Genomic DNA, 24,431 nt, shown 5'->3' with positions numbered 1-24,431 from the left:
TAATATGCACACAAAAGAAAAAACCATTCATGGGGGACTGTCCCCAACAATTCGAAAATTTTGGAATTGTTGGGGACAGTCCCCGCCTTTTTTATATATAAGAAACAAATTCATTTACTGGTTTTCGATAACCACGTGGTTTTCTACTAGCTATTTTTTCTTTTCCTAGCGTAATCATCATTACAATTTCATATTTTGGATCAATGGATAATATTTTTCTAACCTCATCCTGATCAAATCCAATCATTGGGCAAGAATCCCATCCGTATTCTTTGGCAGCTAACATAAACATCATTGCTGAAATAGAACCATTACGAATAGCTTCTTCTTTATGAAAAACGTCCCCCCTAGATTCATAAAACGAAACCGTATCATTGACCATATATTCATATTCTTGTTCATCTACAATCCCAAGGAGCTTTAAACCACTATAAATAGTTGCAGCATCATAAAATGCCTTTTTATCGCCTAAAACAATTATAACTGCTGAGGAACTCAACACTTTATATTGTTTATTAGCTGCAACATATAATTTTTCTTTTACATCAGGATTTCGGATTGCGATATAATGTGCATGTTGCAAATTATATGCTGATGGGCTCAATTTTACTATCTCAAAAATTTCTTGCAATTGCTCCTCACTAATTGGATTGTTAGGTAAAAAATTGGACGCTGATCTTCTATCTCTTACTAATTCAAGAAAACTACTCATTTTTACACCCTGCCTTATTTTTGTATGTTTTTTTATGTATGTTTGTGAACATAATCACTATTACTTTATGGGGGACTGTCCCCAACAATTCAAAAGATTCGTAATTAACAAGAACATCCCGCTTCACTCTAAATTTGTTTGGAATAGTTTACCATTTTTCGCGTTGCATACATTGCTGGGATTTTTTTGTTAACATAAATCTTCATGATAATTTGATCAATTTCAAGTGAACGATTGAAATACAAGCAAGCATTAATTAACTTTGACCATTGTTCACCAGTTAATGTAGTAGTATCCACTACAATCGTGTTATTTTTTCCTTTTATTTGAATCGAATGTTTGAAGTTTTTTCTGCCCCCCATTGAACTGACAATCCGACGAATACTAATCATTTCGTTATAGGAGATAAAAACATCATGAAAATAATTATCTACACTCTCACCATCTTTTAAGCCCTTAAACATACTAATTATACCTTTAACAGACTTAATCTCTTGATTCGGTTGTTTCATCATGACTCCAGTTTCGTTCCACTCTGCTCTTACATAACCATTGTCTGAAATTACTTGTGGCAACGAGGGAATCTTAATATAACCAGAGTAATCTTGAAATTTTTGAACCGCCATTTCTTTCATTCCCTTTTTATTTGCTCTAAATGAAAGAAGGTAAAAAAAACAACCAAACTAGTATAATTAAAATTACTCCCGTTTTTTCCCATCCGACTGAGTTAAAAAGATTCTCCATCCAATTCCCCCTCGTATAATATTATTTAGGACATCAATAATTGGCTAGAAAATTAAAAACCTCGCATTCCTAGTATAATCGCTCGGGAGACCAGTTATATTTTTAAAATCACTACAGATTCATCTGAGGTAATTTTTGATCCCCACTCCCATTAATTTGGCATTATAAGATATCCTTCCATAATTATACATACAAAGGCATTAGAAGGTTTCAATATCTTCTCAATCTTTTAAATTGTTGGGGACAGTCCCCCTAAGTTGTTATTTATTCATTAAAATTTCTTTTATTTTATTTGAGTACATGCTATCGAGATTTTTTTGTACATAATGGAAGTTGTCAAGACTAGTTTGCTTTGGGATTCCCATATTCACCCACCTTTTGTCTAACTCTGCAAGTACAAAACGATAATCTTCCTTATCACCTGGATCTCCTACTTCGTTTAAATCTAGCTTCGTCCCATCCTTTAACTCTATGACATAAAAGAAGTCACCCTTTGAATGTGTAAAAGGAAGGTATAATTTTTTACCATATACTCCTGTATCTATGTTAATAATTTCTTCAAAACTATACTGTTTTCCCATTGGATGTAATGGAGAATAATTAATTATTCGATCATCTTTCACTATTGCTACAGAAATAATCATTGTATAAGTAGCCGTTAGCAGAAAAATAAGCAAAAAAGATGCAACTAGTTTTTTCTTCCTTCTAGAGCTCTTATTATCTTTTGGTTTTATATTTAGCAACCTTTTATTCAAATAATATAGTAATAGAAAAACTAGTAGGAACTCGTAGACAAAAATGAATCTGGAATACGGATACTTAAATATCCATAGTAAATAATCATCAGGGACAAATATTGCTTCTTGAGTAAAACCAATAAGAAAAAATAGTCCAATCGTGAAAAAAATAATCCCAACAATTGCAAGTAAGTAAATAAAAATTGATTTAACTATCGTCAAGAGTGCATCTCTCCTAGCCACAGAAATTTTATCGTTATAATATTTTTATATAACAATATTATAAATAGTTACTGAATATCTTATTAAAGAAGAACAAGGATACCTCGAAAATACAGCTATTTTTATTCACTATACTGAAAAATCGGTTTCATGGGTGACTATGTTAAAGATTGGTGTTGATTATCGTTCCACATTTTTTTGTGACGAATGCGAAGCGACAGGAGCAGGCAGACCTTTTAAATAATTCCTATCCCTCACTATTATTTCAACTAATCTGTTGTAACAGATTGTCCAATAACCGCTCTTTCTAAAGAAAAAAATTTACATTACTTATTAGAAATCCAGTAAATCCCCCCGCAATAGGAAATTTGATTATAGTTAACTATAACCCTATCTACTAAATCTGATTTAATTTCCTTTGCAACAAAGTAAAACTCATCTGGATCCCAACTATCCACGTTTTCCAATCGGCAATTCTCAAGAGCTTCTCTACTATCAAATGAGATATCACCAATGAGAATGATCCCTTTTTCTGCTAAAAGGGGTAGCAATTCCAAAATAAAGGAAACTTTATCTTCATCTGACAAATGATGCAATGCATAAGTACTAACGATGTAGTCAAATTTCTCTTCCTTAAGCTCAAGTGGTATGCCATCGTTTATATCCGATTGAATTAACCGAGCATTGGGCATTTTTGCTTTTGCTATTTCTAACATTCGAGCGGAAAAGTCAATTCCAGTTATGATATGCCCTTTTTTATACAACTCAGTAGTTAATACACCTGTTCCAAAGCCAATATCCAATACTTTACTATTTTTGTTTTGCATAATCTCGTTATAGATTACATTAAGAATTTGTTTATAACCTGCGAATGGGAATTTGTTATTTTCCTCAATTATTTGAACCGTCTGATCATAATTGTCTGCCCATAAATCGAACCCATCTTTCTGTAACATAACTTCCCTCCAAAAAATGTAAATAAACTAGGAGCTAAATTGCCGAATTTTTTAACTTTTTATTTGAATTAATCTTAACTAACGGATAAATTCCCGTCAACCTTTTACTTGCACAAAAGAGAATTCAATTAAATAGAAAAACCTAAGAATGCAAGTACCATTATTGACATTCTTAGGTTTTACTTCCACTACCTTGAGTTTGAACAATTAATTTTTCAGACAGCGGTTTTATTAAATTATATTCAAATATTATTTAAGAATATTTTATTGATGATCTTCCGCTGCCATTGCTTCTGCTTTCGTTCGATGGACTGTTCCAAAAGGATGTTCAGGTGGAGCATAAATAGAGTACAATTTAAGTGGTCTTCTCCCCGTATTTACTAAATTGTGCCACATCCCTGCTGGTACCATGATGGCAAAATCATCCGAAACCCTTCGTTCAAAGGTTAAGTTTTCCTTTGTTCTTCCCATTCTTACAATTCCTTCTCCATCCTCTATTCGCAAAAACTGATCTACATCTGGATGCATTTCTAAACCAATGTCATCTCCTGCATTAATACTCATTAAAGTTACTTGCAAATGTTTACCTGTCCATAAAGCAGTACGAAAATTACGGTTGCGCTTCGTAGCGTGTTCAATATTTACAACGTACGGCTCATTACCATAATCCCTCAACTTAATATTCGGATTACTTTGTTGATGACTTTCCCCTTGATATTGATTTTCTCCACGATAATAATTGCTTACTGGTTGAAAATAACCCCAACTCGACAAGGATCTATCTGTTGCCTGCGTTGGAAAATAAACAATACTTGGATATGGTTGTGAACAATAGTAAGGAATATAATACAATTTACCCACTCCCTATTAATTTTTTCACCATATCGTATGCAAAATTAAGGAGATAGGTACATATATCCAACGGGGAAATACAGTAAAATTATGGATTGTTAATACATGCATAAGAATGTTGTCCACATCTTATATTAAGTCCGAGGTGAATATTATGAAAAAAAGAACGTTTGAATATGCTTTTCTTATTTTTACTTCGGTTGTTGGTATATTTTTATTACCGTTTTTAATCGTGAAACGCTCATTCAAAGACTGGTTAATCGTATATTTAGTGAGTGTTATTGGTAACTCATTGTTTGACCGTTACTTTGTGTCCAAAGGATTTTTACAATATAAAATTCGCCCATTTAAGAAAAAGCTTGCCATTCACGCGCCATTTAATTATATTCATTATCCAGTAATGCTGCTTTATTACAACCAGGTAACTTTAAATAGCAAGCTACCCGCTATGTTATTAAAACTACTTCCTTTCGTGATCCCACAAGTAATACTCGAAACAATTGCGGCGAAAAAAACGAAATTAATCACTTGGAGAAAAGGTTGGTCATGGTACCATTCTTTTGTTAGTATGTCCTTGAAGCTATTTTTGTGCAGACTTATTATTGGATTTGTGAGGATTATTAACAATCGGGCAGTTGCCACAAAGGATAGTTAGTTTAAAATAGTATTTTAAAATACTTTTATAAATATGAAAAAACAGTTAAAAAATTGGCTTCCCCATCCAATATAGATGCACCAAAACGTGTTGTACGAAAAACATGAAAATTTAGTTCCCACACGACTTTCGCCCACAACCGATTCACCAAAAAGGGACATGACCAAAATAATTCACCAATCCATCAACTTGCATGAAAATAATTCTCCTTATAAAAGGGCTAGCCATCACGCTTGGCTAGCTCCACTATTATTTAACCACTCCTCTTTTCTACAATTCTTCTAACAAAAGTACTTTACCATCCGTTGCATTCACACCATAATCGCTATCCAATTTGCCACATAAAACGAATTGGTTTTCAGCTTTATCATAGACGTAGTGCGGTTTTAATTGTACACTTGCTTTCAACTTTTCATATGCTTCCTGTTTCGAAACGACAACCTCACCTGTACGTGCAAATTTATTTATTGAGGAAATCCACTCACTACTGTCTAGATAATTTTCAACGGTGTAAGTTTCACTATGAATAAACACTTTCATTTTTCGTTTAAAAACTATTTCCTTTTCCTTCATTGCCAATAAAGTGGCGAGAAGGTAATTTTTATCCCGTTGCAATGATTTTAATTTCCAAACTCCACTGTCATGAGGGAATTTTTTTCGTAAAAAGTCCAAGACCGCTTGCATACAGTACTCTATATCGCGTTCAGAAATTGGAAACGATTCTCGTGCTTGTTCGCCCTTATATGCCATTTCTTCCGTAATTTCTTCAGTGATATTAACTTCTTTCCTCTCAAAAGGTTCATCAAGTGGCTTATCCCATTCCATCAACTTATTCATTTCTACCTTTGCGCTGTAATTATCTATTTCTAACGGGATTGTTTGAGTTCCATTATTGCGCACATAAATTTCTTCAATGGCATAAAGCGGAACAAGCTTTTGCTGTTCATACAGTGGAAACTCGATCAATTTCGTTTGTTCCATTGTGATTGGCTCAATTTTATCCAATGTTAGTGAAAATGGTTCTTCTCTAATTAGTTCATAAGCAGGGAAATGAGCATTTGCTGAAAAGAAAAGGAGTTGCCCCTTTTGATTAACTTTTATTTCAATAAGTCCTGTAGGAGAAATCGGAATGCCATCCACACATTCTGCAAATTGGTATTCCCCACCTTTATAACGGTGTAAAACAAACTGTTTATGATAAACTAATCCAGTTTCCAATTCCACCCATTCTATAATAGCTTCTTCACTTAAAAGTTCGATACTTTGTTTAGCATAAGTTTTTCCTTTAACAAAAATAATGCTTAAGAATTTGTTTGTAGTCAAATCCACCTCCACAACGGCAGTGCCCTTTGGATTTAAATCTTCCTCTATTTTCGTAATTTGTGTTGGATACCATTCCATCGTTATTGTGTAGAAAGTCTTTTTTTCAAAGTTAAGTTTCCTATTAAAACTATAATTATGTAAATAGTAATCATGAAGTCCTAACCTTGTTTTCGTATGATTGATTATTTTTTCTGTTGCTTTATTCATCGTTTCCCCCCAGTAACCCTTTGGTATTATTCGAAGTTATTTTACTTCGTATAAAATTATCCATCCAATAGTTAAAGTTGTTTTTAGCAAATTCACGAATCATTCTCTGAAAAAAAGCCACCTCGAAAGGCGGCTATGCTCGTTCATTTTGTTCCGTTTATTAATAGGCTGTCCAACCGCCATCAGCAGCTATGACGACTCCGTTCACATAGCTAGAATCTTCCGTTGCTAGGAATAATGCTATTGTTGCAATTTCAGAAGATTCCCCCATTCTTGGGTTCGCATTTATTCCTGCTGTTGCCCTTTCCATTCCGAACGGATCTGGATTACTCATTGTTGTACCAATATTCGTGTTGACTCCACCTGGAGCAATTGCATTACAACGAATACCTTTCGTGGCATATTGAAATGCAACATTTTTTGTCATTCCGATAACAGCATGTTTTGCGGAAGTATAAGTTAGACCAGCACGAGAACCATATAACCCAGCAACAGATGCCGTATTAATAATTACACCCTTTCCTTTTTCTAAGAAAATCGGTAATGCCTTTCGAATTGCGCGCATGACACCTTTGACATTAATAGAAAATACTCGATCCCATATTTCATCGGTGACTTTTTCAGCAGGGAGGAAGTTATCCATAATACCGGCATTGTTAACTAAAATATCCAAAGTTCCATAAGTACTTACAGCAGTATTAATCATACTTTCGATATCTTCTTCCTTAGCGACATTAGTAACAACAGCAATGGCTGTTTGTCCTTTTTCAACAATGTGAGAAACTGTCTCTTTTAATGCCGTTTCATTTATATCCGCGGCAACAACTTTTGCACCTTCTTTTGCAAAAAGATATGCAATTTCTCTTCCCATTCCAGATCCAGCACCAGTCACAACTGCAACTTTGTCTTTTAACCTCATACTACTTAACGCCTCCTTTGTTTTATGCGCTTACAAAACTATTTAAGTACTTAGTTAATAGTTTCACAATAACATTATACCAAAATCGCTGAATAATATCTATAATATTAAAAATATATTTTTAAATAACATAATTATTATATGAAACTAGTTTAAGTTTAATAGTTCTTTGTAATAATGTAATATTTTGTAAAATCGTGATCCCTAACGCAATATATTATAAATCCCCCTAGCAAAACACTTTAACGCTTTAAAGCGGTGGGGGACTGTCCCCCAGTTTTTACGCTTTATTATGTTACATAATTTCTGTTATAATGATTTTATGTAACATTGTATGGAGGCGGCTTCTTTGAAATTTGTTGATCCCATTCGTGATATTGAGAAAATTAATGCGATGCGGGAAGTTTTGCAAAATTCTTCAGATAGAGACTTGTTATTATTTGTTATCGGAATTAATACCGGGATAAAAATAAATGATTTGCTTTATTTAACTGTTAAAGATGTTTCAGATGGAAAGAAGGCAAAAGAATTCATTTATTTAAAAGAATCTAGTACAGATCAGTGGAAGGCTTATTATTTAAATAATCGAGTAAAATTGGCCCTAAAGTGTTATTTAGCAAATCATTGCTTACTACTAGATGATTATTTATTTCAATCAAAAAAGGATAAACAACCAATTTCGCGACAACAGGCATACAGAATTATTAACCATGCCGCTAAAGAAGTAGGGGTTCCAGGAAATATCGGGATGCATACGTTGAGGAAAACATTCGGTTATCATGCTTATAAAAAAGGGGTTGCCATATCGATTATTATGTCCATTTTTAATCACCATTCGCCAAAAGAAACTTACCGTTATTTAGGAATAGATAAAAATGAAGAAAGATTTATAAAAGTAGATGTGAATTTATAATTTCATTGTCACATTATTTCATTAGCATGCAAAGATTTGGATGATAACAGCAGAAAAACAGCTCAACTCCGGTCGAAAATAGAGACATTGTAGTTTCGCACCTGAAAAAGCGACAATAAAAAGGGAAGCTACTCCTAGCTCCCCCATTAAATTATTCTATTTCGTTATTATCTTGATTTGTGTCCTCTATAAAAAATGGACCTTTAATTTCGATATGTTTTAATTCAGAAACGATTCCATCTGCAACTTTCACATGGAGTACTTCTTTGTCTTTCATAAATTTAAAAACCCCATTATCAAAATCAGTACCTACTTCCTTAAAGAAAATTCCTTCATAAATGGAGTTGTTAGAATGTTTGAATTCTAGTCGATACTTGTTTCCATCTTGTTCTAAGTAGGCACGAACACCTTTAACAAACTGTCCTTCTTCATCTGGGATATAACGTGATACAGAAACGATATGCAAATCAACAAAAGGAATTTCATGAAGCAATGTATTAATTAATGAGCCTTTCGTTATTTGCTCCCAACGACTTTGAGCTGTTTGACCAAGTATAATTTGTGTGATGTTTTTTTCTCGTGCAACTTCAGTAATTACTTTAGAAACTGGTCTTTTTTCATTGTCTTTTAAAATAAAATGGGCAACGTCATGCTCTTTAGCCAATTGTTTCCATCTGTCAATATAAAAGATTCTCTCGGCATCCATTTCATCTAACGGGTTTGGATCAACCGTTAAAATAAAAATGGGACATTCGAGCATCTTTGCAATTTGACAACCGCGTCGGATAAGTCGTTCACCGTTTGGTCCGTAATAAACGCAAACAAGAATACTTTCATCCATCCGACTCTTCCAGTTTTTCATAAGAGATTTCACCTCAGTGTAATTTTAAATGCACCAATATCTTATAAACTATGTATGACTATAGCCTATGCTACAAAAACAGTCAATCATAAATTTTATCCAACGAGCATTCATGCAAAGAAACATTTTACGACAATAATAAAGATAGAGTGGGAAAATTACCAATTGACAAATACTATTTTTAAGGAAATAAGTTACCCCCCTTATACATAATTCTAAAAAAGTTATACATTATTTAACAAGGTTTCAAAGAAAATTTTAAACATTAACAATTAAACAAAGAGGACATACTTCATAAGAGGGATTTTGATGTAAGGAGGAGATGTGATGTCTTGGATATTAATAAGTATCTTTTTACCAATGGCCTTTTGCTTAGTCATTCCATTTTTATATAAATATTTTAATAAACGACTACATACTGGTTGGTTCGTGTTGTTCATACCTGCTATTATATTTGTTAGTTTTTTACAGTATATCCCGATTGTCGCTAGCGGAGAAACGGTAAGTTATACAATAGCTTGGATTCCGTCGTTAGGAATAAATTTTACTATGTATTTGGACGGATTGGCTTTGCTTTTTGGACTTCTTATATCTGGAATGGGTGCATTAGTAATACTTTACTCCATTTTTTACATGTCTAAAACACGGGATGCGCTTCATAATTTTTACATTTACTTGTTGCTCTTTATGAGTGCGATGCTAGGCTTAGTTTTTTCCGACAACATCCTTATTCTTTATGGATTTTGGGAGTTAACGAGTATCTCTTCGTTTTTACTAATTGCATATTGGTTTGAAAGAAAAAGCTCACGGAGTAGTGCATTAAAAGCACTGCTAATCACTGTTTTTGGTGGACTCGCCATGTTTGCCGGATTCATCATGCTAATAATTATTACAGATACATATAGTCTTCGAGAAATGATCGATCAAGTTGGAAATATTCAACATCATCCTTTATTTATTCCGGCTATGTTATTGATTTTACTTGGGGCTTTTACAAAATCAGCCCAGTTTCCATTTAGCATTTGGTTACCGGATGCAATGGAAGCTCCAACCCCGGTCAGTGCCTACCTCCATTCAGCAACAATGGTGAAGGCCGGACTGTATCTCGTTGCACGTTTTACTCCGATTTTTGGTGGGAGTGGTGTTTGGTTTTGGCTCGTTTCCGGTATCGGTCTTGTTACATTACTTTACGGATCTTTACGTGCGGTTCGACAAACAGATTTAAAAGCGCTGTTAGCCTACTCGACTATTAGCCAACTTGGACTAATTATGTCGCTATTAGGAATTGGTTCGTTAGCGTTAAGCTCTAGTTCAGGTGAGAACTCTATTCTTTATGTAACTGCGATGTTAGCCGCCGTTTTCCACCTATTTAATCATTCAACCTTTAAAGGTAGCTTATTTATGATTGTTGGTATTATTGACCATGAAACAGGTACTAGGGATATTCGTCGGTTAGGCGGTTTAATGAATCTCATGCCAATATCCTTTACGATTATGACTATTGCTAGCTTCTCAATGGCTGGGTTACCTCCATTTAATGGATTTTTAAGTAAGGAAATGTTTTTTAAAGGGGTTTTAGATGCGGCTGAAGTAGGAATATTGGGGATGGATTTCTTAGGAATTCTATTCCCCATAATAGCTTGGATAGCTAGTGTCTTTACATTTATCTATAGCATGATATTAGTATTTAAAACATTTACTGGGAAGCACCATGCTGAAAGACTACCGAAAAAAATTAGTCGTGAAGCTCCGATTGGAATGTTAATTTCGCCAATTATCTTATCATCTTTAATAGTGATTATATTCTTTTTCCCTAATGTATTAGCGGCGTATATTTTAAAACCTGCTATATGGGCAGTGTTTCCGACGATAACAGGGGACTTGAATATTTATATTCGTGCTTGGCATGGTCCAACGATAGAATTGTATATGACTTTAGGGGTTATTGTAGTTGGAACGGCCCTTTATTTAGCAACAAAACGATGGAACCAAGTTTTTAAAGTGTATCCAGAAAAATTATCATTGAACTATTTGTATAATTTATCGATTGAAAAATGGGAAAAATTTGCTATTCAATTTACTAATCGATATATGACAGGATCATTACGAAGTTACCTTATTTATATTTTAGGGTTTATTACGATTATTTTAGCTGGAATGATGTGGATTACTGGTGATATCCGTTTTGATTTTTCCAATAATGCCAACATTTCCGTTTATGATGTCGGCTTAGTTATTGCAACCATTATGGCTGCTTTTGCTGTGATGTTTACAAATAATCGGATTACAGCCATTGTCGCATTAGGTACGGTAGGCTATCTCGTAGTGATGTTCTTTGTTGTGTTTCGCGCTCCAGATTTAGCGCTCACACAAACGGTTGTAGAAACTGTAACTACTGCATTGTTTTTACTCTGTTTTTACCATTTACCGAAACTTGGTAAGAGAATGGAAAAAATCACATTCAAACTCACTAATTTTCTTATTGCACTAGGGGTAGGAATTACTTTTACTATTCTTACTCTCGCAATTAATGGGCATAAGTTATTCCCATCTATTGCCGATTTTTTTGAGGACGCCTATACTTTAGCCGGTGCAAAAAATATCGTTAATGCCATCTTAGTAGACTTCCGTGGTTTTGATACGATGTTAGAAATTTCTGTATTGACGATTGCCGGCCTAGGGGTTTATACACTTATACGACTTCGTGTAAAAGGAAGTGAAAGTAAATGAAGCCAAATGATGTAATGCTACATACTGTGGCAAAGTTTTCGTCCGTCATCATCCTCACCTTTTCTATCCATTTATTTATGGCGGGGCACCACGAGCCTGGCGGTGGGTTTATTGGCGGACTAACAACCGCTTCCGGTATCGTATTATTGTTTCTTTCCTTTGATATCGAGACAGTTAGAAAGAATATTCGCCTTGATTTCACGAAAGTTGCTGCAACCGGAGTAATAATCGCGATTATAACGGGAATGAGTGGCCTTCTTTTTGGTGATAACTTTTTAACTCAAACATTTGGCTACTTAAATTTACCTATATTCGGAAAAACTGAGGTAGCAACAGCGGTTCTTTTTGATACAGGAGTGGCACTTGCAGTTATTGGGACAGCAGTTAGTATCATTTTATCGATAAGTGAGGATTTTTCATAATGGAATCTTTATTAGCTTTTCTTATTGGTATTTTATTTTTCATAGGAACTTACTTATTGTTGTCCAAACAGATGCTGAGAATTATTTTAGGCTTATCTTTAATTACCCACGGTGTTAATTTGCTTATCTTAATGTCTGGTGGTCTAAAAAAAGGTGCGCCACCGCTACTTAGTGAGGTTGGGGCATTTACAGATTCAATACCACAGGCATTAATATTAACCGCTATTGTCATAAATTTTGCTGTAACTGCTCTATTATTAGTGTTGAGCTATCGTACGTATAAACAATATCGTACAGATGATATGGAACAGCTGAGGAGAAATGATGATGAATAATTTATTAATTATCCCAATTATCCTTCCGCTTCTAGCTGGAATGATATTAATATTGTTTAAAAATAAAATTGCTTTTCAACGCATTGTAAGTACTCTTGTCTTATTCGTCACGGGAGGAACAGCAGCTTATTTCATTCGTACTGTTGAATTGAACGGCATACAAACATTGCAATTAGGAGGGTGGCAAGCACCATACGGGATTGGATTAGTACTCGATATGTTCAGTGCTTTACTACTTTTAACAACAAGTATCGTTGCTTTATGCTGCCTTATTTTTGCTTTTAAGACGATGGAGCATGCGCGACAAATCCATTACTTTTATCCGCTATTCTTATTTTTAATTACTGGTGTCAATGGATCTTTTTTAACCGGTGACTTATTTAACTTATATGTCTTTTTTGAAGTACTATTAGTAGCATCTTATGTACTAATATCTCTTGGCGGAGAAAAACTTCAATTACGTGAATCGATGAAATATGTTATTACGAACGTTGTGTCATCCTCCCTCTTTTTAATTGGCATTGCTTACTTATACTCTGTAACAGGAACATTGAATTTAGCTCATCTTTCTGTCCGAATAGCTGAAGCAGGCCAAGATAGTTTAATTACTATCATCGCCATATTATTCCTACTTGTTTTTGCTATTAAGGCAGGATTATTATTATTTTATTGGTTACCAGGTTCGTACAGTGTTCCACCGACAGCCATTGCCGCAGTATTTGCTGCATTATTAACAAAAGTAGGCATTTATTCGATTTTTCGTATGTTCACACTAATTTTTTATCACGAACTAGCAATCACCCATATTCTTATCGGGGCATTAGCGATAGCTACAATGGTACTTGGCGCTATTGGGGCAACTGGTTATTGGGATATAAAAAAAATACTTACTTACAATGTTGTTATTGCTGTAGGATTTATTTTTGCAGGCTTAGCATCTTTTACAGTAAATGGTTTGATGGGTGCTATTTATTATTTGATTCACGATATGATTATAAAGGCACTATTATTTTTAATCGGTGGGGTCGTTATTTACCTTACGGGTACTAGTGATTTAAAACAAATGAGTGGACTCATTCGAACACATCCTTATTTAGGTTGGATGTTCTTTATTTCTGCATTATCGTTAGCAGGGATTCCTCCACTAAGTGGTTTTCTCGGAAAGGTATTTATTACGCGTGGTTCCTTTGAAGCTTCATACTTTCTCTTAGGTGCAATCGGACTAGTCGTTAGCTTAATGACTTTATATTCGATGATGAAAATTTTTATGAATGCCTTTTGGGGGGAGACTATTTTAAGCGAAGAGGAAGAATATGGTACAACTAAAGGTACAGTAATTCCAATTGCTGTTTTAACCTTTTTGACGCTTTTCCTCGGGATCGGTGCCGAATTGGTTATGCCATATGTAAAAATTTCTGCCGAATCACTTTTACAACCAAATCTGTATATAGAAGCAGTATTTAACGAAAACCCAATTCCTTAAAATTAATTAGGAACACTAGAAATGGGGTGGTTCAAATCGCAATCCAAATTTTAATTAATTTATTCGTTGCATTTATATGGATGTTTTTTCAAGATGATTGGAGTTCTTTATCTTTTGTAAGTGGGTATTTTGTCGGTCTTGTTGTTACTTTTTCCATCAGGCGGTTTTTCAAGCGTCCATATTATGTTTTTATGATTATTGCGCTAGGGAAATTGTTTATTATTTTTATTAAGGAAACGATTAGTTCTAGTATTCTTGTATTAAAGCAAGTGTTACGGCCGAAAATAAATGTAACTCCTGGAATTTTTAAATTAGAGACTTCCCTGGAAGGCGATTTAGAAGTAACTTTACTTGCCATGTTAATCACTTTAACACCTGGTTCCGTCGTAATGGAAATTACACCAGATTCAAAGGTTTTTTATATACATGCAATGGATATTCCTGAATCTAGAGATGCTGTATTTAAATCGCAAAAGGTATTTGAAAAGGCAATTAAGGATGTGACAAGAAAGTAATGTTTAAGATTATTATGATCACTTCACTTTGTATTTTAACTGTATCGGTGTTACTAAATGTATATCGGGTAGTGCGAGGTCCATCTTCATCCGACCGAGTACAAGCGTTAGATATTATCGGGATCAATTTAATAGCCGGAATTGCAATCTTCTCTGTTATATTAAAAACCCATGCGTTTTTTGATTTAATTTTACTTATCGGTATTTTGTCCTTCGTTGGAACGATTGCTTTTTCCAGATATATTGAAAGAGGTGTTGTCATTGAGCGAAAGCGCTGAAGTCATCGCTGCCATTTTTATCTTTTTAGGAACGGTCGTAAGTTTAATTAGTTCTGTTGGGAATTTACGGTTACCTGATGTATATACTCGTGCCCACGCTGCATCGAAGAGTACGACATTAGGTGTAATGGGTGTTCTTATTGGCACATTACTATATTTTTTAATATCTGAAAGCTTTTTTAGTATCCGGCTAATCCTCGGAATGCTGTTTGTGTTTTTAACAGCACCGGTTTCTAGCCATATGGTGATTCGCTCTGCTTACCGTGCTCAAGTCCCTCTAGCGGAAATTAGTGTTCAAGATGAGCTGAAAAATTACTTTGGCAATGGGAAAAAAGAAGTTGGTAAAAATTGACATTATTTGAGATTCTTCTTGAAGAGCCTCTCCTTCATTTGGACTATTCATCATCCCACTGATGGATATACACAACTTTATATTAGCGTACTTGCCTTTTAAAAGTATTGAAGTGGGATTTTTCCCCAGATTGAGTGGAGGGCCTTCCATCCTTAACGAAAATGGTCTTTAGCGACGGAGAAAAATATTATTCTCTTTGCTCCAGTATTCTGCAGTAAAGTTTTTGTAAAATAGTAAATTATGGTAAGTGTTATTATGAAATTCAGCCAATTAATGTTGGCTCCTTTTTATAGTGACTATAAAAGGTAGCAATAGATATGAAATACAATTTCTTTGCTCACTATTTAACATTTAGTTTTCGACATATAATGTTCAAAAAAATGTTAGTGTTGCAAGATTATTATTGTAGTATAATTTTTTGTTAATAAGTTATTTTTCAGTTACTAATTCTTACTAATTCTAAAAGTGAAAAAGGAGACTTCATCGTGCTTTCAGTAAAACATATAAAAAAAAGTTACACGACAGGTGACTTTACGCAAACCGCTTTAAATGATATAAATTTAAATTTCCGAAAAAGGGAATTTGTAGCGATTCTCGGAACAAGCGGCTCAGGAAAAACCACTTTCTTAAATGTTATTGGCGGATTAGATCAATACGATAGTGGAGATTTAATTATTAACGGGAAATCAACAAAAGATTTTAAAGATGTTGACTGGGATGCATACCGTAATAATAGTGTTGGTTTTGTTTTTCAAAGTTATAATTTAATCTCCCATTTAAATATTATTAGCAATGTTGAAATGGGAATGACGCTAAGCGGTGTTTCTGCAAAGGAGAAGAGAAGGCGTGCCATCGAGGTTCTTGAAAAGGTTGGCCTAAAAGATCATCTCCACAAAAAACCGAACCAACTTTCCGGCGGACAAATGCAACGGGTTGCAATCGCTAGAGCTTTAGCTAATGATCCAGACATCATTTTAGCAGACGAACCGACAGGAGCACTTGATTCTCAAACTAGTGTGCAAATTATGGAACTCATTAAAGAAATTGCCCAAGATAAATTAGTTATTATGGTTACCCATAACCCAGAATTGGCCAAGCAATATGCGAACCGAATAGTGCAATTTAAAGATGGACAGGTCGTTTCGGATTCTAATCCATTAGTCGTAGAAGACGAAAATAAAGAATACGAACTAAAAAAGACGGGGATGAATTTCTTTACCGCACTAAAACTATCCGCAAATAATATTAAAACAAAAAAGGGAAGAACGTTTTTAACATCTTTCGCTTCAAGTATTGGAATAATTGGCATTGCCCTCGTTTTATCGCTTTCTAACGGTTTTAATAAAAAAATTGATGAATTTGAAGTTGAATCTCTTTCAGCTCTCCCTATTACGATTTCCCAATCAACGGTAGAAATTGATCCGGAAATGTTACAGGAAAACTCGATGCTCGGAAAAAATAGGGATGAGACAACTTTTCCCGACGAAAAGGCCGTCTACCCTGTTGAGCCAATACAAGATAAAATCACCCACGAGAACAAATTAACGGAGGAATACGTTGAACATATTGAACAGCTTAATCCATCGTTAGTAAATGGGATTTCCTATACGAGACTAATTAATATTAATCTATTAAAAAAATCAGGAAATACCGCAACGATGGTAAAAACAAATACAAATCCGTTTGGTAATGGTGGATTTATATCTTATCCGAAATCTCTTAATAAAGACCAAGCTGACTACTTAAAAATAAATTATGACTTGTTAGCCGGAGATTATCCGAAAGAAATGAATGAAATTATATTAGTCGTTGACAACAAAAATCAGGTAAGTAAAGATATCTTACAAGCATTTGGCCTAAACTACGAGGCAAATTCCATAGACTTTGATCAAATTATCGGAACAGAGTACAAAGTAATCTTGAACAATGATTTTTATCAATCGATAGGTGGCCTATTTACTATAAATGGGAATCCACAAAATTTAATCGAGCTTTGGAATAATAAAAATGCTGTTGACTTACGAGTAATAGGTGTATTAAGACAAAAGGAAGAAATTGATATATCCGTTATTCCACCGGGCTTTATTTATTCGGATGAATTGGCAAAATTTTTATTAAAGGATGCAAAAGAATCTAATATTGTTGTTCAACAAAAAAAGGCTGATTACAACGTACTAACTGGAGAAGGCTTTGACTTAAATAATAATGATGACTTGAAGAATAAAGAAATGCTACTAGCAAGTTTAGGGGCAACAGATATACCATATATGATTGCTGTCTATCCGAAAGACTTCGATGCGAAAGATGATATAGTCTCCTATTTAGATAAATTTAATGAAGGAAAAGCAGAAGAAGATAAAGTTGCTTACAGTGATTTAGCAAGTAATATCACCAAATCAACAGGAGGAATAATGAGTGCTATAACTGCTGTATTAATTGGCTTCTCAGCTATTTCACTAATTGTCTCTTTAATTATGGTTGGTATAATTACGTATATTTCTGTATTAGAAAGAACAAAAGAAATTGGGATTTTAAGATCTTTAGGAGCTCGTAAAAAAGACATTACACGCGTCTTTAATGCGGAAACATTTATTATTGGCGTGAGCTCAGGTCTCCTTGGAATCATGATCGCAGTAGTATTAATTTTTCCAATCAATATTATTATTGAAAACTTTAGTGGCTTAGAAACTGTGGCAAAACTAAATCCGCTACATGCTATTTTACTAGTTGTCATTAGCTTACTCCTAACAATTCTTGGGGGTAGTATTCCAGCTAAAATGGCTGCTAAAAAAGACCCTGTAGAAGCATTAAGGACGGAATAACTTCGGTGCATTATGAGAGATAATATATGAAACATGGAAATGGATGGAACCTTTTATCCAAGTAATTATAGTTTTATTGAAGTAGTTAAAAACCGGGCGCTTATACATCTAGTAGGGCGCCCGTTAAAAGTTAAGTTGCAAAAAATCACAAATCGATTATGACACAGTCTGCACTTCTTCATCATTTCGATAATAAAAAGGCTGAATAAACTACCCTCAACCTCACTACCTAGTTAATTTTAAACTTGATCCTTTTTTAGCAACTTCTGAAAAAAACGATAATGAAGAATAACTAAACAAATAAGAAATGGATAAGCAATAATTGAGTACCAAATATTCCACTGATAATATTTTATAAATCCAAACTTATACGACAGCAATTCAAACGCTACAGTGACGAAAGTAAACAATAGTATATATAGAAATTTCTGTTTTACTGACTTATTAAAAGGAAATAGGTTTAATAAGATGATATTAGTTGCAGAGTATAATAATATTTGTCCAATTAAAGCATTTATTTGTATCCCTGGTTTATCCAAGACGTATATTTTGAATCTTTCTGCTACGATATCAATAATGAGCCCTAATAGTATTGCAAACAGAGACGTCGCATACATTTCCTGCCGCTTTATTTTTTTGGGGATGATAAAAGCCACTAATCCTATTACGATACATGAAATATACATAAAAATGATTTGTGGTTCCAATGGTAATCCCCCTTCATAAGTTATTCTCCTATATTGTTCAAACTATTATTTCATTCTATTCGTCTTCACTCGTAAAAAAATTTTTCATCTCTAATTTCCAGAAGAAAAATTGGTATGTTGCACTACGAAATCCTTTCAATTTTGAGGTTGCTTTGTTCACAAATGATGTTCTTATAATACTGCGAACGAATAGAAAATTGAGCAAATTGTTCATGAGTTGTACTAGTAAACCAAGGGAAATTATTTTTAATAAAAGTTAAGTCTTCCGGTAAATGAGGACTGACCCAATCATATAGTGTATTAGCCAATTGTTGTAATAATTGACAAGTCGCTTCATTCGCAGAAACCATATATACATTCGCTGGAGGACCTAACGTTTTCGTATTCGCCCACTCTTTTGTTTGAAAAACTTCCAGTATATAGGGCACAAATAGTTGGATAATATTTTTGTTATAGTTTAATTCTTTTCTAGTTATAAAATAGAATTTGTCTGAATGATCACAAAGGATTTTTATCAATTGTCTGTATGTTTCCCCAGTTGGATTTTCTTTTAGTTCCCAATTTTCTATTTCCTTCATCTTCCTCATCCCCTTTATATCAACATTCGCTTAACCAATCAAAAAGTTGTTTTTTAACTCCACTTTTTTAATCACTCTTGCTGGGTTACCGCCGACCACTACATTATCCAGCACGCCTTTCGTAACACTGCACCAGATAGATTGTACAATTCCCCTGCTATCATTTTTTCTTTTTCTGTTTTCATAGGTTCCACCTACTTTCTATTTTGTGAAAAAAGTACTTTCTATTATAGTTGTGATACGAAACATGCCATATCTTTTACGAAACTTGCTTTCTTTTTAAAAAATTATTCAGTGTTTCAGTGCTTAGTAGCATTACCGCTGTGATTAACACAACAATAGACGGGAAAATACCGATTGTTGTATGTGTAGCAATTAAACCTAATAGGGGTGGCAAAAAAGTACTACCAGTATAAGAAATTGCCATTTGATAGCCCATAATTGTTTGTGAATGCTCTCGTCCAAATCGTGCCGGGGTTTCATGGAGCATCCCTGGAAATATCGGTGCTAATCCTAAGCCAACTAACATAAAACCAATTAATGAAAAAACTGCTGAAAATGGTAAAATGAGAAGCGCTGTGCCTAATAATGCTATTATTTGTCCTATCCGAATAAGTATGCGGTTACTTACTCGGAAAGTAACAAAGCCAGTTATTAATCTGCCAACAGTGATGCCTCCATAATATAATGAAACCCAATGAGCTGCTATATCTGCAGACAAGTCTTTTATATTTACTAAATAACTGCTTCCCCATAGACCAACGATTGCTTCAACTCCACAATAAAGCAGAAAAGAAACGAGAGCTAATTTCACTCCTTTTATTTGCAACGGTTTAATCTTTATCGTTTCCTGTATATTACCCTCTTTACGAAGATGATCTTCCTTGATTGTCGATAAATTATGTTCTTTTCTAATTTTATTCCATATTGGTAGTGTAAAAAAAAGAATAATTACTAGTGCAAATTGAATTCCTGAAATAGCATAATAACCGTCTCTCCATGAGTGGTGCTCTTTAATAAAAGTAGCCATAATGATTGGCCCGAGTGTCGCGCCTACTCCCCAAAAGCTATGTAACCAACTCATATGGTGAGCCTGATAATGTGTAGCAACATAATCATTTAATCCAGTATCCACAGCCCCTGCACCTAATCCTAAAGGAATTGCACAGAAAAATAACCAGATGACTGACGTAGAATAATAAAATCCTAGTAATGCACCCGCTGTCATTAACACACTAACAAAGGTAACTTTCCCAGTCCCAAACCGCTTTAACAGTCTTCCACTAACTAAGCTGGAGACAATCGTACCTCCTGCAATCGCCATAAAAAGATACCCAGCAGTATCTAATGAGGCACCAAGTTCTGGCTGCATTACTGGCCATGCAGCTCCTAATAAAGAATCAGGCAACCCTAAGCTAATAAAAGCTAAATAAATAATGATTAAAAGAAAAATAGTCATATGTCATACCTCGTCTTAATTTTCGTGTTTTCAAATTATATATTTTTCGATTTCTAGTATAAATTACTTGTTAATTTTTCTTTCATAAAACATACCCCGACAAGGCCAATTATACAAAAAATAACTGGTGTAAAAAATCCGTAATAATAACCGAGAGTAATACTCTCCGATAAAGGCTGGAAGTAATCTAATATATTACCAAATATGCTTGGCAGCAAAACAGCACTTAGAAACCCTCCAGTATTAGCAAAGCCAGTAACAATACCTGCTTCTTTCATGGAAAAAGTTTGACGAACAGTAGCAAAAGTTAAAGAGTTGGAGCCAAAGCTAAAACCAATCATAAAAAAGAGGAAATACAAAATCGGTAATGAGGGCTGCCCATCAAAAATAAGTATTGCAATCCAACAACATAGGTTGGAAAGATAAAAAATGAGATACAATCTTTTTATCATACCTAACTGGCTAGATATCCAGCCAATAATTGGTGCACCCATTAAAGCTCCGACAAGACTTAATAAAATAAGTTGACTTGCTGCCAATCTTGTCATTCCATATACATTCATCGCAAAGGGTACGGCAAATGAACTAATAAAACCGATAAAACCACCAACTATTCCGAAATGGCAAAGAAACAACATCCAAGCTTGCCTATTCGTAAATAGCTTTTTAAAGATGAAAAGTAATTTTTCCTGGTTCATTTTGTTTTGTATATATAAAGGCTTTCGTGATTTTTTAATAAGGAAAAAATAGAGGAGAAAACTACATACACATAAAATGACACCTAAATGAAAAAATGTCTTTCTCCATCCTAGTAACTCGATTACGGTAGAAAAAGGTACAGTAGCTATTAAAAACCCCAAACTACCTGTCATTCCAACCACACCAATTAAGCGGCTAAATTCGCCTTTAGTAAACCAAATTCCTAATATGAGCACTAAGTTCACCCAAATGGTTGCATCTCCAACTCCTGTTAAAATACGAGCAATAAATATAATTAATTCATTGTTAGCTAAACTGTACATAATATTACCGACTCCTGTAAGCAGTGCACCAACAATAAGAAAAAAATTAGGCCCATACCGATCAGCTAACAATCCCATTGGAACTTGCAAACCTGTATACACAAAAAACTGGATACTTGTGATCAGACCAACTGTTGCAGCCGACACTTGAAATTCGGCCATTAATTGTTCAGTTATTAATCCTGGGGCTGTTCTTTGGGCCGACATCATTAAATAAGTAAATAAAACAGCAAAAAAAATTACCCACCGATACTTCTCTTGTAAATTCCTCAATGACACCGACTCCTGTAATAGTTTATGTTATGTATATGTTTTTTCAGTTCGGTAGGTAATGCAAAGAAAATTTTTCTTTAGATTTTTTCGGACGTTGGGTAGTTGTGACTAATTTTGATGGTGACGAGCTTATCAGGCGCATACAACCGGATTGAGTGACCCATTTTATTGGTGTTCAGAATGTTAGTGGCTCCCTCTAATCCTCCCAGTAAAAAAAGGCATCCATGAATAAATATTGTCCTGGTTCTCGATAAAGTGTTAGTATGTTTGCTTGAAAAGGTAATGGTTTATTTAAATCCTCCGCTAATAAGAGTGTGTAATCAAACTCTTTTAATGCTTGCTCTATTTTGTCTCCCATTACTTGTTGCTTTTCGCTTAAACTTAATCTTTGTGAACCATCTAACAATATACTACTCGCTCCACACTTGCGGAATAATTTACTTTTTTTTACACATAATTAATTGGAAATACAAAAAATGAATGCGTCCACCAATTTTTTTAATAACGTAAAGTAATCCAATGTTTATTTCCACCAAATATGAGGAGAGTAACAAATGAAAAGGCGAGAAAAGTTAAAATATAAACATTTATATTTAATACTAGGTATCATCTTTTTTAGTCGTAAATCGTGGAGTGATATTCCTAAATATTATAAGAATATGCTTTATGTTGGTACTTTTAATTCCCTTTACTACTTGCTATGCAGAAGACATCTCGTTTGGGAGTTCACTCCATTTGGTTTCAAGTGGGCAATTGTAAGGATAATCCACATTGTTATAGTCACCCCTTTAATTATACTTACATATTTATCGAATGCACCTAATTCTTTATTTAAACAAATAATTTATACGATTAAATGGGTTGTCGGTGCGTCATTTGTTGAATTTGTAGCACATAAGCAAAAACTAATTATGTATGCTCATCGTTGGAATGTATTTTGGTCTAGCCTATTATTCACTTTAATGTTCATATTCAGTAAATTGTTTTCCAAAAATGCGATATTGACGATCATTCTTTCATGTCTTTCTACTTGTTTTTTCATCATAAAATTTGATGTTCCAATAAATCGAAAAAAGCATTATTCTAAATTCATAGAACCGCTCGTTGATTTGTATTATCATTCATCCTTAAAGAACTTCTTTGGACATTTGAAATCCCGATAAAATGTGCTATTCAATTAATGGCTTGCTTTCAAATAAAAAAAACCTAAGAACACCAGAATGGGCATTCTTAGGTAAAAGTAGGAAACTGATTTCCGTTAATTAGTTAAATTTTTCAGCCTTACTTTAAAACGGTAATGAGTTTGTAGCCAGATATTGATTAAAGCTGGTCAAAGGATTTCAAGCTCCGATTAAGCAGGTTTTACTTTTGATTTCAGAACAGAATAGCCAAGATCTTCAATTGCTTTTTCAATTTCATTAATTGCAATAACATCTGAATGAAAATCTACTTTTACTTTACTCGCATTAAACAATACTTTAACACTATCTTGATTAATTCCGTTTAAGCTCTTTACTGCATTTTCAATTTTTTGCATACAAGATGGACATGATAATGTTTCTAACTGAATGGTTGCTTTTTCCATGTTTTTTCTCCTTTCGAATTTTTCAAGCCAATGAAATTTACTCTAAGCTTGATATACTTTATCTAGCTCCTCTAGCATATGGAAAGTAGCTGCGTATGTTTCACAAACGTTATTTGGGATCGTATAGTTGTCTGTGATTTTGCGTAATTGGGTAAATTCGTTCTCCAAGTCTATTTTTGTGACATCTTCTTTGACCTTCTTACTAATTGCTTCAAATAATTCTCTTACTTCAAACGCTTCTGGGTGATTTTTACCGTGGGCACGAGTGATTGCCTTTGAGAATAATTCCAATTTTTCATAGTAGTTATTAAAGACTTCTGTAAAGGTTTTATTTTGTTCTATCATTGTTCATTCCTTCCTTCCTAATATTGGGTTTAAGCAGATTGTTTAAGCAGATTTTACTTTTGATTTGAGGACTTCATAACCTAAATCTTGAATTACTTTTTCAATTTCATTTATTACTACTGTTTCCGAATCAAAATCTAGTTTTACTTTACTTGCATTGAAAAGTACTTTGACACTATCTTGATTAACACCGTTCACTCCCTTAACTGCATTTTCAATCTTCTGCATACAGGATGGACAAGCTAATGTTTCTAATTGAATGACCGCTTTTTGCATAATCGAATGCCCCTTTCATCTTATTCATTTATTTAGTTATTTTTTTTACAATTTAAGTTTAGCTTAAATTTCGTTAAATAAAATTGATAGAAATCAAGTTTTAAAAAATTTTCGGGGAAAATTCGTAGTGAACGATGGAACATTTCC

At 34.0% G+C, this 24,431-nt stretch carries 27 protein-coding genes; 11 read left to right on the top strand and 16 right to left on the bottom strand.

The window, feature by feature from the left end:
* Positions 1-91 precede the first annotated feature (91 nt).
* From BN1242_RS07295 to BN1242_RS07275, 5 genes are all read right to left on the bottom strand, one after another.
* On the bottom strand, positions 92-712 hold the full coding sequence (locus tag BN1242_RS07295; RefSeq protein WP_062353543.1) for a nitroreductase family protein: 621 nt from the start codon (positions 710-712) through the stop codon (positions 92-94).
* A 128-nt stretch (positions 713-840) separates the two neighbouring features.
* Positions 841-1,338, bottom strand: coding sequence for a hypothetical protein (locus BN1242_RS07290; RefSeq protein WP_062353540.1), 498 nt, complete (start codon positions 1,336-1,338; stop codon positions 841-843).
* A 378-nt stretch (positions 1,339-1,716) separates the two neighbouring features.
* Positions 1,717-2,415: a 7 transmembrane receptor gene (locus BN1242_RS07285; protein WP_062353537.1), complete on the bottom strand. Its 699-nt coding sequence runs from the start codon at positions 2,413-2,415 to the stop codon at positions 1,717-1,719.
* A 326-nt stretch (positions 2,416-2,741) separates the two neighbouring features.
* Positions 2,742-3,371 carry a class I SAM-dependent methyltransferase gene (locus BN1242_RS07280; protein ID WP_062353534.1) on the bottom strand — a complete coding sequence of 210 codons (630 nt, stop codon included), beginning with the start codon at positions 3,369-3,371 and terminating at the stop codon, positions 2,742-2,744.
* 264 nt (positions 3,372-3,635) lie between these two features.
* A complete protein-coding gene (locus tag BN1242_RS07275) occupies positions 3,636-4,223 on the bottom strand; it encodes a cupin domain-containing protein (RefSeq protein ID WP_238985106.1) in 588 nt (195 codons plus the stop codon).
* Between the two features lie 154 nt (positions 4,224-4,377).
* Between BN1242_RS07275 and BN1242_RS07270 the strand changes: the two genes are divergently transcribed.
* Entirely contained in the window at positions 4,378-4,878 is a 501-nt protein-coding gene (locus tag BN1242_RS07270; RefSeq protein WP_062353531.1) for a CBO0543 family protein, read from the top strand.
* A 270-nt stretch (positions 4,879-5,148) separates the two neighbouring features.
* On the opposite strand, the gene BN1242_RS07265 is transcribed toward BN1242_RS07270, so the two are convergent.
* Together BN1242_RS07265 and BN1242_RS07260 are read right to left on the bottom strand one after the other, a co-directional pair.
* Positions 5,149-6,408, bottom strand: a complete 1,260-nt coding sequence (locus tag BN1242_RS07265; protein ID WP_062353528.1) for a hypothetical protein — start codon at positions 6,406-6,408, stop codon at positions 5,149-5,151.
* A gap of 160 nt (positions 6,409-6,568) precedes the next feature.
* The gene (locus BN1242_RS07260) at positions 6,569-7,327 is read right to left on the bottom strand and encodes an SDR family oxidoreductase (RefSeq protein WP_062353524.1); all 759 of its coding nucleotides are present in this window, start codon (positions 7,325-7,327) and stop codon (positions 6,569-6,571) included.
* A gap of 349 nt (positions 7,328-7,676) precedes the next feature.
* Here BN1242_RS07260 and BN1242_RS07255 point away from each other — a divergent pair, with 349 nt between their 5' ends.
* On the top strand, positions 7,677-8,240 hold the full coding sequence (locus BN1242_RS07255; RefSeq protein ID WP_062353521.1) for a tyrosine-type recombinase/integrase: 564 nt from the start codon (positions 7,677-7,679) through the stop codon (positions 8,238-8,240).
* Positions 8,241-8,391: 151 nt separating this feature from the next.
* Here the strand turns inward: BN1242_RS07255 and BN1242_RS07250 are convergent, their stop codons facing one another.
* Positions 8,392-9,102 (bottom strand): universal stress protein, encoded by a 711-nt coding sequence (locus BN1242_RS07250; RefSeq protein WP_062353516.1) that lies wholly within the window; start codon positions 9,100-9,102, stop codon positions 8,392-8,394.
* A gap of 327 nt (positions 9,103-9,429) precedes the next feature.
* Here BN1242_RS07250 and BN1242_RS07245 point away from each other — a divergent pair, with 327 nt between their 5' ends.
* From BN1242_RS07245 to BN1242_RS07210, 8 genes are all read left to right on the top strand, one after another.
* Complete coding sequence (locus BN1242_RS07245) at positions 9,430-11,832, top strand: Na+/H+ antiporter subunit A (RefSeq protein WP_062353513.1); 2,403 nt, start codon at positions 9,430-9,432, stop codon at positions 11,830-11,832.
* The gene (locus tag BN1242_RS07240; protein WP_062353509.1) at positions 11,829-12,254 is read left to right on the top strand and encodes a Na(+)/H(+) antiporter subunit B; all 426 of its coding nucleotides are present in this window, start codon (positions 11,829-11,831) and stop codon (positions 12,252-12,254) included. Before BN1242_RS07245 ends, BN1242_RS07240 begins: the two co-directional genes overlap by 4 nt.
* A complete protein-coding gene (locus BN1242_RS07235; protein ID WP_062353505.1) occupies positions 12,254-12,589 on the top strand; it encodes a Na(+)/H(+) antiporter subunit C in 336 nt (111 codons plus the stop codon). Before BN1242_RS07240 ends, BN1242_RS07235 begins: the two co-directional genes overlap by 1 nt.
* The gene (locus BN1242_RS07230) at positions 12,582-14,072 is read left to right on the top strand and encodes a Na+/H+ antiporter subunit D (protein ID WP_062353502.1); all 1,491 of its coding nucleotides are present in this window, start codon (positions 12,582-12,584) and stop codon (positions 14,070-14,072) included. Before BN1242_RS07235 ends, BN1242_RS07230 begins: the two co-directional genes overlap by 8 nt.
* 35 nt (positions 14,073-14,107) lie before the next feature.
* Entirely contained in the window at positions 14,108-14,587 is a 480-nt protein-coding gene (locus tag BN1242_RS07225) for a Na+/H+ antiporter subunit E (protein WP_062354702.1), read from the top strand.
* The gene (locus BN1242_RS07220; protein ID WP_062353500.1) at positions 14,587-14,865 is read left to right on the top strand and encodes a Na(+)/H(+) antiporter subunit F1; all 279 of its coding nucleotides are present in this window, start codon (positions 14,587-14,589) and stop codon (positions 14,863-14,865) included. The genes BN1242_RS07225 and BN1242_RS07220 overlap by 1 nt, the downstream gene beginning before the upstream one ends.
* Positions 14,840-15,217, top strand: a complete 378-nt coding sequence (gene mnhG / locus BN1242_RS07215) for a monovalent cation/H(+) antiporter subunit G (protein ID WP_338022895.1) — start codon at positions 14,840-14,842, stop codon at positions 15,215-15,217. The genes BN1242_RS07220 and mnhG overlap by 26 nt, the downstream gene beginning before the upstream one ends.
* Positions 15,218-15,702: 485 nt before the next feature.
* Positions 15,703-18,039, top strand: a complete 2,337-nt coding sequence (locus BN1242_RS07210; protein ID WP_062353494.1) for an ABC transporter ATP-binding protein/permease — start codon at positions 15,703-15,705, stop codon at positions 18,037-18,039.
* A gap of 239 nt (positions 18,040-18,278) precedes the next feature.
* Here the strand turns inward: BN1242_RS07210 and BN1242_RS07205 are convergent, their stop codons facing one another.
* The 5 genes from BN1242_RS07205 to BN1242_RS07185 all read right to left on the bottom strand — a co-directional run bounded on the left by BN1242_RS07205 (position 18,279) and on the right by BN1242_RS07185 (position 22,484).
* Positions 18,279-18,746: a CBO0543 family protein gene (locus tag BN1242_RS07205; protein ID WP_062353490.1), complete on the bottom strand. Its 468-nt coding sequence runs from the start codon at positions 18,744-18,746 to the stop codon at positions 18,279-18,281.
* Between the two features lie 122 nt (positions 18,747-18,868).
* Entirely contained in the window at positions 18,869-19,324 is a 456-nt protein-coding gene (locus tag BN1242_RS07200; protein WP_062353487.1) for a hypothetical protein, read from the bottom strand.
* A gap of 259 nt (positions 19,325-19,583) precedes the next feature.
* Entirely contained in the window at positions 19,584-20,783 is a 1,200-nt protein-coding gene (locus tag BN1242_RS07195) for an MFS transporter (RefSeq protein ID WP_062353484.1), read from the bottom strand.
* Between the two features lie 53 nt (positions 20,784-20,836).
* Positions 20,837-22,078 carry an MFS transporter gene (locus tag BN1242_RS07190; RefSeq protein ID WP_062353481.1) on the bottom strand — a complete coding sequence of 414 codons (1,242 nt, stop codon included), beginning with the start codon at positions 22,076-22,078 and terminating at the stop codon, positions 20,837-20,839.
* Between the two features lie 196 nt (positions 22,079-22,274).
* Positions 22,275-22,484, bottom strand: a complete 210-nt coding sequence (locus tag BN1242_RS07185) for a hypothetical protein (protein ID WP_062353479.1) — start codon at positions 22,482-22,484, stop codon at positions 22,275-22,277.
* Positions 22,485-22,632: 148 nt separating this feature from the next.
* Here BN1242_RS07185 and BN1242_RS07180 point away from each other — a divergent pair, with 148 nt between their 5' ends.
* Entirely contained in the window at positions 22,633-23,241 is a 609-nt protein-coding gene (locus tag BN1242_RS07180; RefSeq protein ID WP_062353476.1) for a CBO0543 family protein, read from the top strand.
* A gap of 188 nt (positions 23,242-23,429) precedes the next feature.
* Here the strand turns inward: BN1242_RS07180 and BN1242_RS07175 are convergent, their stop codons facing one another.
* The 3 genes from BN1242_RS07175 to BN1242_RS07165 are packed head-to-tail and all read right to left on the bottom strand — an operon-like array spanning position 23,430 to position 24,284.
* A complete protein-coding gene (locus tag BN1242_RS07175; RefSeq protein ID WP_062353473.1) occupies positions 23,430-23,663 on the bottom strand; it encodes a heavy-metal-associated domain-containing protein in 234 nt (77 codons plus the stop codon).
* A gap of 42 nt (positions 23,664-23,705) precedes the next feature.
* Entirely contained in the window at positions 23,706-24,008 is a 303-nt protein-coding gene (locus tag BN1242_RS07170; RefSeq protein ID WP_062353468.1) for a hypothetical protein, read from the bottom strand.
* A 42-nt stretch (positions 24,009-24,050) separates the two neighbouring features.
* The gene (locus BN1242_RS07165; RefSeq protein ID WP_062353464.1) at positions 24,051-24,284 is read right to left on the bottom strand and encodes a heavy-metal-associated domain-containing protein; all 234 of its coding nucleotides are present in this window, start codon (positions 24,282-24,284) and stop codon (positions 24,051-24,053) included.
* Positions 24,285-24,431 lie beyond the last annotated feature (147 nt).

Origin of the sequence: Bacillus kwashiorkori (assembly GCF_001375515.1) — a bacterium.
Lineage (GTDB): Bacteria > Bacillota > Bacilli > Bacillales > Caldibacillaceae > Bacillus_BK > Bacillus_BK kwashiorkori.
This window is presented reverse-complemented; position numbering and strand designations above follow the sequence as displayed.

What these genes read in the sequence shown, in the direction of transcription:
- BN1242_RS07295 (WP_062353543.1), bottom strand. Translation starts at nt 712, where the DNA reads ATGAGTAGTTTTCTTGAATTAGTAAGAGATAGAAGATCAGCGTCCAAT.
- BN1242_RS07290 (WP_062353540.1), bottom strand. Translation starts at nt 1,338, where the DNA reads ATGGCGGTTCAAAAATTTCAAGATTACTCTGGTTATATTAAGATTCCC.
- BN1242_RS07280 (WP_062353534.1), bottom strand. Translation starts at nt 3,371, where the DNA reads ATGTTACAGAAAGATGGGTTCGATTTATGGGCAGACAATTATGATCAG.
- BN1242_RS07270 (WP_062353531.1), top strand. Translation starts at nt 4,378, where the DNA reads ATGAAAAAAAGAACGTTTGAATATGCTTTTCTTATTTTTACTTCGGTT.
- BN1242_RS07265 (WP_062353528.1), bottom strand. Translation starts at nt 6,408, where the DNA reads ATGAATAAAGCAACAGAAAAAATAATCAATCATACGAAAACAAGGTTA.
- BN1242_RS07260 (WP_062353524.1), bottom strand. Translation starts at nt 7,327, where the DNA reads ATGAGGTTAAAAGACAAAGTTGCAGTTGTGACTGGTGCTGGATCTGGA.
- BN1242_RS07250 (WP_062353516.1), bottom strand. Translation starts at nt 9,102, where the DNA reads ATGAAAAACTGGAAGAGTCGGATGGATGAAAGTATTCTTGTTTGCGTT.
- BN1242_RS07245 (WP_062353513.1), top strand. Translation starts at nt 9,430, where the DNA reads ATGTCTTGGATATTAATAAGTATCTTTTTACCAATGGCCTTTTGCTTA.
- BN1242_RS07240 (WP_062353509.1), top strand. Translation starts at nt 11,829, where the DNA reads ATGAAGCCAAATGATGTAATGCTACATACTGTGGCAAAGTTTTCGTCC.
- BN1242_RS07235 (WP_062353505.1), top strand. Translation starts at nt 12,254, where the DNA reads ATGGAATCTTTATTAGCTTTTCTTATTGGTATTTTATTTTTCATAGGA.
- BN1242_RS07230 (WP_062353502.1), top strand. Translation starts at nt 12,582, where the DNA reads ATGAATAATTTATTAATTATCCCAATTATCCTTCCGCTTCTAGCTGGA.
- BN1242_RS07220 (WP_062353500.1), top strand. Translation starts at nt 14,587, where the DNA reads ATGTTTAAGATTATTATGATCACTTCACTTTGTATTTTAACTGTATCG.
- BN1242_RS07200 (WP_062353487.1), bottom strand. Translation starts at nt 19,324, where the DNA reads ATGAAGGAAATAGAAAATTGGGAACTAAAAGAAAATCCAACTGGGGAA.
- BN1242_RS07195 (WP_062353484.1), bottom strand. Translation starts at nt 20,783, where the DNA reads ATGACTATTTTTCTTTTAATCATTATTTATTTAGCTTTTATTAGCTTA.
- BN1242_RS07180 (WP_062353476.1), top strand. Translation starts at nt 22,633, where the DNA reads ATGAAAAGGCGAGAAAAGTTAAAATATAAACATTTATATTTAATACTA.
- BN1242_RS07175 (WP_062353473.1), bottom strand. Translation starts at nt 23,663, where the DNA reads ATGGAAAAAGCAACCATTCAGTTAGAAACATTATCATGTCCATCTTGT.
- BN1242_RS07170 (WP_062353468.1), bottom strand. Translation starts at nt 24,008, where the DNA reads ATGATAGAACAAAATAAAACCTTTACAGAAGTCTTTAATAACTACTAT.
- BN1242_RS07165 (WP_062353464.1), bottom strand. Translation starts at nt 24,284, where the DNA reads ATGCAAAAAGCGGTCATTCAATTAGAAACATTAGCTTGTCCATCCTGT.